This is a genomic window from Deltaproteobacteria bacterium HGW-Deltaproteobacteria-6 (genome assembly GCA_002840435.1).
GTDB lineage: Bacteria > Desulfobacterota > Syntrophia > Syntrophales > Smithellaceae > UBA8904.
This window is the reverse complement of the sequence record PHAT01000011.1, coordinates 1-13,276: the sequence shown is the minus strand read 5'-3', so window position 1 is coordinate 13,276 and position 13,276 is coordinate 1. Positions and strand designations below refer to the sequence as shown.

At 53.5% G+C, this 13,276-nt stretch carries 7 protein-coding genes; 5 read left to right on the top strand and 2 right to left on the bottom strand.

Features of this window, described 5'->3' with window-relative positions; translation table 11 throughout:
- Positions 1–52: 52 nt before the first annotated feature.
- A complete protein-coding gene (locus CVU71_17890) occupies positions 53–1,618 on the bottom strand; it encodes a metal-dependent hydrolase with the TIM-barrel fold protein (protein PKN17018.1) in 1,566 nt (521 codons plus the stop codon).
- Positions 1,619–1,736: 118 nt separating this feature from the next.
- Complete coding sequence (locus tag CVU71_17885) at positions 1,737–2,954, bottom strand: efflux RND transporter periplasmic adaptor subunit (GenBank protein PKN17017.1); 1,218 nt, start codon at positions 2,952–2,954, stop codon at positions 1,737–1,739.
- A gap of 377 nt (positions 2,955–3,331) precedes the next feature.
- On the opposite strand from CVU71_17885, the gene CVU71_17880 reads away from it, so the two are divergent.
- The 5 genes from CVU71_17880 to CVU71_17860 all read left to right on the top strand — a co-directional run.
- A complete protein-coding gene (locus tag CVU71_17880; GenBank protein PKN17016.1) occupies positions 3,332–6,010 on the top strand; it encodes a hypothetical protein in 2,679 nt (892 codons plus the stop codon).
- Between the two features lie 22 nt (positions 6,011–6,032).
- Positions 6,033–8,657 carry a hypothetical protein gene (locus CVU71_17875; protein PKN17015.1) on the top strand — a complete coding sequence of 875 codons (2,625 nt, stop codon included), beginning with the start codon at positions 6,033–6,035 and terminating at the stop codon, positions 8,655–8,657.
- Entirely contained in the window at positions 8,654–9,745 is a 1,092-nt protein-coding gene (locus CVU71_17870) for a hypothetical protein (protein PKN17014.1), read from the top strand. The genes CVU71_17875 and CVU71_17870 overlap by 4 nt, the downstream gene beginning before the upstream one ends.
- Positions 9,746–9,823: 78 nt before the next feature.
- Entirely contained in the window at positions 9,824–11,332 is a 1,509-nt protein-coding gene (locus CVU71_17865; GenBank protein ID PKN17013.1) for a hypothetical protein, read from the top strand.
- A 146-nt stretch (positions 11,333–11,478) separates the two neighbouring features.
- On the top strand, positions 11,479–13,276 hold a 1,798-nt coding region (locus tag CVU71_17860; GenBank protein PKN17012.1), incomplete at its 3' end, for a hypothetical protein.

The window sequence follows — 13,276 nt, the reverse complement described above, 5'->3', positions numbered from 1 at the left end:
ATTTGTCAATGACAAGAGTTGATGGTTTTGCCTTCGGTCTTCAGCCTACAGCCTATCGTCCATATTTATTCCTTACCGAATCCATCAACAGGCTCCCAATGCTTCGCTCCCCCTGTCTTTCATATTTTTCACCTTTCAGATACAGGGCTTCGACCTTGATGGTGTTGAGCTGCTCCGCTGGCATCTGCAGGGGATTTTTATCCAGTACGACAAAATCCGCAAGCTTCCCGTTCGTCAGCGTTCCCCGCGTGTTGTCGTCAAAAGAAAGTTTCGCGCACGATGACGTGTGCATGCGCAGAGCGTCCAGAACCGATACGGATTCATTCGCATTGGGGTGATTGCAGGCCGCGAAAATCGCGGCGACAGGATCGGGCAGCGTGCAGGGCGCGTCGGAGCCGCCCGCAATGGTCAGGCCGGCATCCAGCATGCTTTTGAGCGGTATCAGATTATCCACACGTTGTCCCAGAATACGCTGAAGGTATTCCACCGGCTCCTGCGGCCAGTATAAAAACGGCGTCTGCAGGGCGATGCAGAGATTGAGCTTTGCAGCTCTTTCAATAGCCTTTGCATCCATCAGGTCGGCATGGATGATAATGTGACGATGGCCGGTGCGGGGAAAATCCTTGAGTGCCGTTTCATAAGCGGTCAGCGCCTGATCAATGGCCGCATCGCCGATGGCGTGCACCGCAATTTGCAGACCGGCGCGGTTGGCCTGGATCACAAAGTCGTTGACTGCGGCCTGCGGATAAAAAAGCGTGCCCCGGTTGGCGGGGTTATTGGTGTAGGGCGCTTTGAGCGCCGCGTCTTCCGAGCCGAAACAGCCGTCGAGCGCATTGGCAAAGCAGCCGCCGATGCGGGGCAACTTGCGGCGCTGGACTTTTTTGACATCCATTGTCTGAAAAAAAACCTGAAACAATGGCGGCAGGCCTCGGTTGGCGAAGCGCATGAAATCCACATCCAGATCCAGCGGGAACCCGACCCCTTCCGCCGTATGCACCAGAGCAATTCCTCTCCGGGCAAGCGCATCGCTTCCCGCAATCAGGTTTCTGAAAAGCTCCGGAAGCGAAACGGATGCCGTAATGCGGTTTACCGCCAGATAAAAAGCGTTCAAATAAAACCAGCCCGTGTCTTTATCAAATCCCGGGTCGGAAAGAATTGCAGCCGGCATTTTAGCTATCAGCGCGGAATTCCCGACGGCGGCATGGCCGTCGTATTTGATAATCATCAGGGGCCGGTCGGTAATGCGATCCAGGTCATGCCGGTCCGGAAGTTTTTTTTCGCGGACGGTGTGCGCCGAACAGCCGAAGCCGAGGATGACTTTTTCTTTTTTCCTCCGGTCGATCGAGGCGCGGATGAGTTCTCCCAGTTCTGCAAAGTCGCCCGCGTCACGGCAGTCCAGGCCGGAATTGAAGTAGGCAAAGGAGCTGAAGTGCATGTGCGTGTCGCCGAACGCGGGGAGAACGCACCGGTTTTTTAGATCCACCGGTTCGCCCGGCTTGAATTCTTCCGGCAACTGATCGCCGGAAAATGCAATTTTCCCGTCCTTTTCCACCAGGCAGGTGAAGATGCGATTTTTCTCTTCACAGGAAATAAATTCGGCATTTTTAAACACGCGCATGGAAAATACCTCCTTGTGTCTCGATGTTTGTATCTCGTGACTCGTCTCTTAACGAGATACCGCCCTCTCGGGTGGCAAGCGAACTTCGAGCTACGAACGACGAGCTACGAGCTACGAATTACCTCTCCGCCACCTTGATCTTTGCTCCGTCCGTGAGTCCTTCGGGTTTGAGCACGACGCGGTCGCCCGGTTTCAGGCCTGCCGTGATCTCCTGCATGTCTCCTAATTTTCCGCCTGTGGATACGGCCGTCATGCGCACTTTGTTTTCCTGAATCAGATAGACGATATTTTTTTCTTTCACACGGACCAGTGCCGACTGATTAACGGCCAATCTGGGTTTGATCTCTTCCTCCGCGAGTTTACGGGACAAAAAAGACACTTTCGCGCTCATATCCGGCAGCATCCGGATATCTTTGTCCAGAAACCGCACTTTTACCAGAACCGTTGCCTTGGCGCGGTCCACCGTCGGCACAATGGCATGCACGACGCCGCGGAAGCGAAGGTCGGCGAGGGCGTCAAGCTGAATATTACAGGGCTGCCCGACTTTGATGAGTGTGATACTGGTTTCGGATACATCAACCTCCACCTGCAGCGAATCCATATCGGCCAGCGTGACGACGGCGGCTTTGGACGTGGAAGATGCTCCCAGCGGGGTAACGATATCGCCTACGTCGGCATTTTTAGTCAGCACCACACCGTCAAACGGAGCCCGGATCAAGGTGTAATCAATGCTTGCTTCAGCGCCCGAAAGCGCGGCTGCGGCCGCTTCCATTGCGGCCCGCGCCCCTTTTACCGCTTCCTGCGAGCGCAGGTAACGGGTATGGATCGCGTCGTATTCCGATTGAGTCACATAACCGCCGGCGATCAGTCTCCGGTAACGGTCATGTTCCTGTTGAAGATTATCCTGTTCCACCGCCGCCTGCCTGAGCATCGCCTTCGCGTTGGCCAGATTGGCCGCAGCCTGACCTTTCCCGGCGGTGACGTCGGCGTTTTCCATCCGCGCAAGAATTTGCCCTTTTTTCACCAGATTGCCTTCTTCAACCAGAAGCGCCGTCAGACGACCGGTTATTTTGGAGGCTACCGCCGCCTTGCGCTGAGCGACGATGTAACCGCTGGCGTTCAATACCGACAGGGACTGAGCGGGATACACCAGTGAAACGGTCGTTACATCCACCGTGGCCGTAGGAGAAATCACGCCAAGCCGGTACAGAACAGCGCCGATGATCAGCAGGAAAACCAGACCGGCGATCACGAAGGGTTTTTTGATCCGGCCGCCTGTAACACTTTTTTTGACCGATTGGTCGATTTTCAGCTTACTCAAGTCTTCCTGCGGCATGTCTCTTCTCACTTTATGATTTTTGGAATGACGACGGCAAACCATAACAGAACTTTGTTATTTTTACCATACAGTTGAAAAAACGTCCTTTTCAGGGTTGTCTTCACGGCGATATATTTTCATCATGTCTATAGATCAGATTATTTTGAATACAAGTCCCTGCCTCATGGTTAAAAGTATAACTCGTGATGGTTGTCCTGGCAAGATATCCGCGACGCGAACCGGCCTTCGGGATGCCGTAAATAATCAGACGGGCCAGGACCGCAAACCTGCGATAAAATTAAATTTGACTTTATAAATTATCCCTATAGAATTAGTCATCAACAGGGCTTCGTCAATTTGAAAACCTTTACCGTCAATCCTTCATGATGGCCTGATTGACCCAAAGGAGGAAATCAGACTTGAACCGGGCGCTCATTTTGTATCTTTTGTCCATTCCCGCCGTGGTTGCTATTTCGGGATTTCTGGCCGATTATTCCAGGCGCCATCGTCATGTGGCAGGCGGTACGGCATTTATGTGGGTCTGCCTGCTTATCTGCCTGATGGCGCTCATGGAAGGACTGTCCATTATCGCGCCGACCGGAGAGTGGGCGCTTTTCTGGTTCGATTTACGGTTTATCAGTCTTGCCACGCTGCCTGTGGTCTGGATCACTTTCATGCTTCAGTTCACCGGACACGCCAACTGGCTGACGCCGCGGCGTCTTGCGGCCCTTCTCATTATTCCGATCATCACGCAGGGTGTGATATGGACCAGTTCCCTGCACGGGTTTTGGGTGATCAGGCCGGTTGCCTTCCACCAGGCGGGCCAATTTTTTATCGCCCAGACCGGCGCGAGGATCCCCGGCCCCTGGATGTGGGTTCACCTTGTTTATTCCTACGCGCTGGTGGTCATAGGCATCACGGTGTTGTCCGCCACGTCTGTTCGAATTGCCCGCCGGGACCGGGGCCAATTTCTGACCATCGGACTGGGGACATTCATCATGGCTGTCGCTGCGGCTGTTCCGGCGTTCACGATTATTCGCAATTTCACGTTTAATCCGCTGCTTCCGCTCATCGCCGCAGGATTGCTCATTATTTTCTGGGGTGTATTCCGCCACTCGTTCCTTCGTTCACCCCTGACGTTTCGTGAAGAAAAAAACGTGCCGGTAGCCCTCATTACCCTGTTTGTTCTGATTGCCACCGGTATTGCGGCGACCGGATACATGTATTACCGGAATTATGAGAAAAATCACCGGATGGAAGTGGAAAACACCCTGTCTTCCATCGCGGAACTGAAGGTGGCGGAAATCGTTCAGTGGCGCAATGAACGCCTTTCGGACGGTTTGCTGCTGCAGAAAAACATCGTTTTTGCTCAGCTGGTGCGCCGGGTGATGGACCAGCCGGCGGACGCCGGCGCGAATAAGCATATGCGGCTCTGGCTTGGTCAACTGTCGTCCGTTTACTATTACAGGAATGTGATTTTGATGGACGCGTCAGGCCGGGTGCGGCAGTCTGTTGTCTCCGAATCGCCCCGGACATGCGATGAAATTCAGAAGCTCATTCCGGCGATTCGAAAATCCGGAAAAACTGTTTTCCTGGATCTTCATCGGGAAGCCCCCGATCGGCCCATTTCACTGTCTATCATCAATCCGATTGTCGAAAATGGCCGTTTTCTGGGCGCGGTTGCCCTAGTTATCGATCCGACTGTTTATCTCTATCCGATGATTTCGCGCTGGCCGACACCCGTTAAAACGGCGGAAACACTGCTCGTCCGCCGCGAAGGCAACGAGGTGGTCTTTTTAAACGAACTGAAATTTCAAAAAGGCACGGCGCTTAAACTGCGCTTTTCCCTGTCCCGGCAGGATCTGCCGGCCGCCCGCGCAGCCCTCGGAGAAGAAGGCGTCATGGACGGCATCGATTACCGCGGCAAGCGGGTTTTGGCCGCGCTCAAGCCGGTGCCGGATTCGCCCTGGTTTATGGTTGCGCGTATGGACAGAAATGAAATCGACGCGCCTGTTCGACAACATCTTCTCATGATGATTTTCATGGTGTGTGTGTTCATTTTCGGAGCGGCGGCGGCGGTCTGGATTTTCTGGCAGCGCCAGCGCAACATCTTTTATCACCGGGAACTGGACGCTGCCGTGGCGCTGCAGGCCAGCGAAGAAAAATTCCGCCAGGTATTTGAGGCAGCCAACGCGGGGAAATCAATCATGCAGCCGACAGGTGAAATGCAGGTTAATGAAGCTTTCTGTGTGATGCTGGGATATGCACAAGATGAACTGGTTCATAAAAAATGGCAGGAGTTGACGCATCCCGACGACGTCGAACCGAACGAGAAAATAATGAATACGCTGCTCGCGGGTGAAACCGATACCGCCCGTTTTATGAAGCGCTATCTGCACAAGAGCGGCGCCGTTGTCTGGGCGGATGTCAGTGTGAAATTGATGCGGGATTCGGACCATCAACCTGCGTATTTCCTGACGACGGCCATCGATGTGACCGCCCAGAAGCAGGCCGAGCTGGAGCTTCGCCAGAGCAAAGAGATGATTACAGCCGTTATGGACTCCCTTCCGATCGGCGTCGCCGTCAACGCCGTCTATCCTTCCGTGAAGTTTGAGTACATGAATGACAATTTCCCCAAATTTTACCGCACGACCAGAGATGCGCTTAAAGATCCGGACGCGTTCTGGCAAGTGGTTTATGAAGACGAAAAGATAAGAGAACAAGTACGGACGAGGGTATTGACCGACATGGAGAGCGGCGATCCGGCCCGAATGTTCTGGGAAAATGTGCCCATCATCCGCAAGGGAGAAGGAACGACTTATATTACGGCCAAAAATACTTCAATTCCCGGCAAGCAACTGGTGATATCAACGGTGTGGGATGTTACCGATCGCAGGAAGGCGGAAGAAGAGATCGTTTCGCTCAATGCAAGCCTGGAGCAGAAAGTCATTGAGCGCACCGCTGAATTATCGGCTAAAACCGCCGAATTGGAGCGGATCAATAAAGTATTCGTAGACCGGGAATTGCGGATGCGGGAGCTCAAGGGAAAGATTGATGAGTTGGAGAAGAAATGATTTAAAAGATTAGCAGGTGCTTATGAAAGCAGAAAGCGGAGAAACAAACATCAGTCTGCGTTTCGGCGGTATGATGATTGCCGCGGCCGTTATCTATTTTATAACGGCCAGGTTGTCCTTGCTGCTGGCCGTCGGCAACACCAACGCCACATCCGTCTGGCCGCCCTCCGGCATTGCTCTGGCTGTTGTTCTGCTCTGGGGATACAAGATGGGGCCGGCGGTTTTCGTCGGCGCCTTTTTCGCCAATGTGCTTGCCCTGAAAGGCGCAGGTCTTGCACCTGCGTACTATCTTGCGGCGTCTCTCACCACCGCCTTCGGCAACATGCTTGAGGGATTGATCGGAGCCTGGTTCATCAGGCGTTTTGCCGCAACTGAAAACCCCTTTAACACGATTAGAGAGCTCTTCGTTTTCATTATTTTCGGAAGCCTGCTTGCCACCCTGGTCAGTCCCTCGATCGGGGTCGTAAGCTTTTGTCTGGCTACCGGGCAATGGCCGGTTGCCTCTCAAATGTGGCTTACCTGGTGGTTGGGCGATGCCGCCGGAATATTGATCATTTCCCCGATGATCATCATGCTTACAAAAAAGGTGCCGCAAACGATTACCGGAGCACAGTTAATCGAAGCGGTAATGGTATTTGTCGTTTTGATGATAACGACGGGTGTGATCTTCGGTTACGATTATCAGCTGGATTACCTGATTATTCCTCCCCTGGTCTGGATTGCATTAAGATTCGGGCGCTTGTATTCGGCGGCGGCCGTAATCCTGGTTTCAGGAATTGCGATTCTCTCCATCATCGGCGGCGCCGGTTCTCTCACCGGTCAGCTCTCACAAAAATCGCTCCTTTATCTTCAAACCTATATCGGGGTCATTTCCATCATTACGCTTTGTTTATCGGTGCTGACGCACGAACGGAGTGAATCAGAGAAGTCCCGCTCTACCGCCCGGAAGCAGTTGTATGACATTATTGAATTCCTCCCTGATGCGACGTTCGCCGTCGATACCCGTGGAAAGGTCATTGCCTGGAACCGAGCGATGGAGGTTTTGAGCGGCATATCCAAAAAAGACATGATCGGGAAATGCGATTACGAATATGCCATCCCCTTTTTCGGAGAACGCCGTCCCATCCTGATTGATCTGGTCATGAAAGAAAGCGACCCGGCCCGGTTGGAAACTTACGACTATCTGGAGAAAAGAGAGAACACATTGCACGCTGAACGATATAATACTCAGCTCAACCGCTACCTCTCCGGCGCGGCATCAGTCCTGATCGACGGCGAAGGAAACATCTCCGGCGCGATAGAATCCATACGGGACATCACGGACCGCAAAGTCGCCGAGCGCGAATTGAAAGATTACAAAGAGCATCTCGAAGAAATTGTTAAAGAACGAAGCGCTTCGCTGGTTGCCGCCAACGAACAGCTGGTCCGGCAAATAGAAGAGAGAGACATCGTCAGAACAGCCCTGCTGCAAAGCGAAAAAAAGTACCGCGACCTTGTCGAAAGCGCCAACAGCATCATTTTGAGATGGGGCCCCGACGGATCCATTACTTTTTTCAATGCCTACGCTCAGAAATTTTTCGGTTTTGCCGAGTCGGAAATCATCGGCCGGAACATCCTGGGTTCCATCGTTCCGGTTCTGGAATCGTCAGGACGAGACCTTGCCTGGCTTATCGAGGATATTATCCGCAATCCCGAAACACATACCTTTAATGAAAATGAAAATATCAGGAAAAACGGCGAAAAGGTCTGGATTGCCTGGACGAACAAACCGATCTTCGATGAATCGGGCACATTGACGGAAATCCTGTCCGTAGGCAATGATATTACCAAGCGCAAAATCATGGAAGAATCCCTCCGGAAAACGCTGGATGAGCTGGCTGTGGCCAAAGAGCGCGCCGAAGCGGCTGACCGCATCAAATCCGCTTTCCTGGCGGCGATGTCCCATGAACTCCGCACGCCGCTTAATTCGATCATCGGCTTTACCGGGATCATCCTGCAGGGCTTCGCGGGTCCCCTCACCGACGAGCAAAGAAAGCAGTTGGGGATGGTAAAGGGCAGCTCACAGCATCTTTTATCGCTCATCAACGATGTGCTCGACATATCCAAGATCGAGGCCGGTCAGTATAAAGTGTATGCCGAGCCTTTCGACCTGCGTGCCGTGATTGAGAAAGCCGCAGCCACGGTGGCGCCTTCAGCCGCGAAAAAAGCCCTTACCCTGAACGTCAGCATCGGGCCGGATGTGGGTGAAGCCGTTGGCGATGAGCGCCGCGTCGAACAGGTTCTGCTCAACCTGCTTTCCAATGCCGTCAAGTTTACGGAGCAGGGCATAATCACATTGTCCGCGGCGGTGATCCCGGGATACCGGCCGGCCTTCGCGGACCGGACGTCAAATCCCGTGCCTGCCGTGCAAATCAGCGTCTCTGACACGGGAATCGGCATCCGCCCTGAAGATCTGCGGGAACTCTTTCAACCGTTTCGGCAACTGGACACGGGCATCGCGCGAAAGAGTGAAGGAACAGGTTTGGGGCTCGCTATCTGCCGGCGTCTGGCCGATTTAATGGGCGGTGAAATAAGCGCCGCCAGTGTCTGGGAAAAGGGCAGCACCTTTACCTTCACCCTGCCGTTAAAGGGAGGAACCACGTCATGAAGCATATTTTAATCGTCGATGATAATGATGAAAATCTCTATCTTCTGCGCATGCTGCTTACAGGCCAGGGCTACACAGTCGAAGAGGCGCATAACGGCAGCGAAGCTCTGGCTCAGGTGCGGGCCAACGTGCCGGATATGGTCATATCGGATATCCTGATGCCGGAAATGGATGGTTTTACCTTTTGCAGAATTCTAAAAAAGGACGAGCAGCTGCGGCATATCCCTTTCATCTTCTATACGGCGACCTATACCGATCCGAGAGACGAGAAACTCGCGCTCAACATGGGCGCGGATGCGTTCATCGTCAAACCGACGGAGCCTGCGGAATTTCTGAACCGGATTGAGCCGGTCCTGATGGCCAATAGAGACGGAAAATCAAGTTTACCTCGGGAACAGAATACGGAGGAAGTTGTGCTCAAGGAGTACAACGAAGCCCTGATCCGCAAACTGGAACATAAGATGCTGAAGCTCGAAGAGGTCAACTCGGCGCTGGAAGCTGAAATTGCGTCAAGAAAACAGGCTGAATTTTCCCTGCGGGAAAGCGAGGAACGGTATCGTTCTTTATTTGAAAACAGTATGGATGGCGTATTGCTGACGGAACCGGGCGGGAATATCCTGAAAGCCAACCCGGCAGCCTGCCGTATTTTCGCGAGGAGTGAAGCTGAGATATGCAGGATAGGCAGAGACGGTGTTGTTGATGCTTCCGATCCGCGGTTGCCGAAAGCGCTGGAAGAACGGGAGCGGACGGGAAGATTTGCCGGCGAACTCACTTTCCTGCGCAAAGACGGCACGAAGTTTCCGGGCGAAATATCTTCCGTTATTTTCAGAGACGCCGAAGGCAAGCTCAAAACCAGCATGATTATCCGTGATATCAGCGGGCGTAAACAGGCGGAGTCCCAGAAGGAGGCGGCGCTCGAAGAAATCCGCAAGCTCAACGAAGATCTGGAAAAGAGAATCGGTGAACGGACAGCCGAACTGCGCAGCACCATCGCCCAGCTGGAAGATCTGAACCGGGTATTCGTGGGCAGGGAGCTGAAGATGATGGAACTCAAGAAAAGAATCGCTGAGCTGGAGGGAAAAACGTGATTAGGGAAAGATTACAGCGATTTTAAAAGACGATTACAACGATTGAGGATCGCCGTAATTATTCTTTAAAGGGGGGACATGGTTTATCTCGACTTGATTTTGAATCTGGCGCTTCTGGTGGCCTTGAGCGTAATCTCCGGGTTCATCGACAGGCGCTGGCCCCGGGATACCCGCACGGGTGTTCTGCTTCAGGGTGTTTTGTTCGGCAGCGTGGCCGTACTCGGCATGCTGCGGCCGCTCAATCTGGGTCAGGGACTGATTTTCGACGGCCGCTCCGTCATGCTCAGCCTTTGCGCCCTGTTTTTCGGACCCTGGACAGCCGCTGTGTCCTGCGCCATCGTTCTTGCCTGCCGTGTCGCGCTGGGCGGCATCGGCACGGCGATGGGCGTTCTGGTCATTCTGGAGTCATCAATCATCGGCCTTGTGGCTTACTATCGCTTCAAGCCCTTCATTTCGCCGCCGTCGATCCTTCGCCTGTACAGCATGGGACTTGCCGTTCATGCGGTAATGGTGGCCCTGATGGTCACGCTGCCCGAGGGCGTTTGGCTGGCAACATTCAAACGTCTGGGTCTTCCCATTCTCCTGCTATATCCGCTGGCGACCATTCTGGCCGGCACCGTTCTTTCGGACCATCTCTCCACCATTCAGGCCGCCGCCGTGCTGGACGAAAGCGAGGAGCGCTACCGGCTTTTATTCAATTCCAGTTACGATGCCATCCTGCTTACGACTCCGGACGGGGAAATTCTCGCCGCCAATCCTGCCGCCTGCCGCATTTTCGGCAGAAGCGAGGACGAAATCAAAACCGCGGGACGCGCGGGAATTCTGGATAACACGGACCCGCGCCTGGCCGCGGCGCTTGCGGAACGGGCCCGGACCGGTAAATTTACCGGTGAACTGACCTTTCTGCGTAAAGACGGGTCGACGTTTCCGGGGGAGGTATCCACGGCGCTGTTCCAGGATCGGGAGCATCAGGACCGCACAAGCATGATCATTCGCGATATCACGGAACGAAAGAAAGCGGAAGCCGCGCTTAAAGAAGCGGAACTCAAGTTCAGAACCATCTTTGATTCCGCATCCGATGGAATTCTTATCGCTCGAATTGGCGATCAAAGGCTCTCCATGGCTAACCGGAAAATATGTGAGATGCTGGGTTATACGACGGAAGAAATTTTGAAGCTGGGAGTGTCTGATATTCATCCCGAAGAATCCCTCCCGCACGTCATCCGTCACTTTGAAATGCTGCGGAGAAAAGAAATATTAACCGCGCGGAATATTCCGGTCATGAGAAAAGACAAGACGGTATTTTTCGCCGATATCAGCTCTTCTCCGCTTATTTTCGACGGGGAAGAATGTCTGGTCGGGATGTTCAGAGATGTCACCGAGCGCAAGCTGGCGGAGGAGCAAATCCATCAGCTCAACTTCGAACTGGAGCAGAAGGTTCAGGAGCGAACGGCTGAACTGAAACAAACCATCGCCCAGCTTGAAGAAACCAATAAGGTCTTTGTGGGCAGGGAACTGAAAATGGCCGAACTCAAAAAGCGGATTGCGGAGCTGGAGACAACGAAAGACGTATCTCGTGGTTCGTGAAACGATAAGGACGTAGCTCGCTTACCACCCGCAGGGTGGTATCACGTCGTTCGTATCTCGTAAAAAACGAACAATGCTCGCGTCACCCGCGTGGGGCCTCACGAACTACGAACGACGAATGACGAAACACGAGAAGGGAATTCTCCATGGGTTTTCAACAAAGAAGAAATCGCCCGGGGCTTGCAGCCGTTGTGCTGCTGTTGCTCTTCATCGGGTTTGCGGGCATTGCCCCTGCAGCACGGGCGGACCAGGGTAATACGGCTCCTGCGGCTTCGCCTGCCTTTCTTCAAAAATTGACGGCGGACGAACGCGCCTGGCTTGCCGCTCATCCCGTTATCCGGGTGGTTCAGGACCCGGGATGGCCGCCGGTGGAGTTTGCCGATGAAAAAGGAGAGTTTGTCGGTATGGCCGGGGATTATCTGGCGCTCATCGAAGAAATGCTGAATATGAAATTTGAGCGCATCCGGGGCCTTACCTGGCAGGAAGCCTATGCCCGGCTGAAACGTGGAGATATTGATATGACCACGTCCGTGGCCGTGACGCCTGAACGGGAAAAGTTCTGGGCATTTACCCGGCCTTACATGAAAATCCCGATTGTCATTGTCGCCCATGCGGATGTCACGTACCTGGACGGCATGCATGAACTGGAGGGAAAAAAGGTCGCCGTGGTTGATGGCTATGCGGTTACGGACTGGATTCCGAGGGATTTTCCCACCGTTCAACTCGTCCGGGTTAAGACCGTCGAGGAAGGCCTGAAAGCGCTGCAGCGCGGCGATGTTTTTGCCTACATCGATAATATGCTGGTGGTTGGTTATTACATGGCGAAACTGAAAATGGCGAACCTCAAAATCGCCGGAGAGACTCCCTATGTTAATGCCCAATCCATGGCTGTACGCCTTGACTGGGCGCCACTGGCGGGAATCCTGCAAAAGGCACTCGATTCCATTTCTCAAACCCAGCGTAACGATATCTACCGGAAATGGCTGCCCATCCGTTACGAGCATGGCTTCGACTATACCCTGCTTTGGTATGCGCTGGCCGTATTTGCCATAATTCTGCTGGGAATGGGCGCCTGGAACTGGAAGCTTTTCCGGGAAATTGCCTTCCGGAAGAAAGCCGAAGCCGCCCTGCGCCGGAGTGAAGAGAAATTCAGGCTGGTCTTCGAAGCGGCCAGTGTCGGAAAATCGATTACACTTCCGACGGGTGAAATAAATGTCAACAAAGCTTACTGCGATATGCTGGGCTATGCCGAAGACGAGATGAGAAACATGAAATGGCAGGACGTTACGCCGCCGGAAGATATTGACGCCATACAAAGCCATTTGAATTTGCTGCTGAACGGCGAGCAGGACTCCATCCGTTTTATCAAGCGCTATCTCCATAAAAACGGATCATACATCTGGGCGGATATCAGCGTGGCCATTCAGCGCGACCGGCAGCGTGAACCTCTCTTTTTCATAACCACCATCGTGGACATCAGTGAACGCATTAAAGCTGAAGAAAATATGCGTCTGGCCTATGATCGCGTCCGGCGGTTCATGGACTCCAATATCGTCGGGATGATTATTGCCGAGGCCTCCGGAAAGGTTCTGGAAGCCAATGATTACTACTTGAACCTGATCGGATTTGCGCGTCGGGATTTTGAATCCGGCAAAGTGGATTGGCGCGCCATCACACCGCCCGAATGGCTGCAAGCCGATGAGAAAGCTATCGCAGCGCTCGGCAAACTGGAAGCCGGCACATCCTATGAGAAGGAATATATCCGGCCCGATGGAACCCGTGTTCCGATCTTAATCACGCTCACGAGGCTGCCGGGCCCGGATGAACAGATTGCCGCTTTCATACTGGACATCACCGACCGCAAGCTCAAAGAGCAGGAGTTGCTGGAGAAAGAAGTCCAATACCGCAATCTGGCCAACGCCGGTCTGGCGCTGATCTGGACAG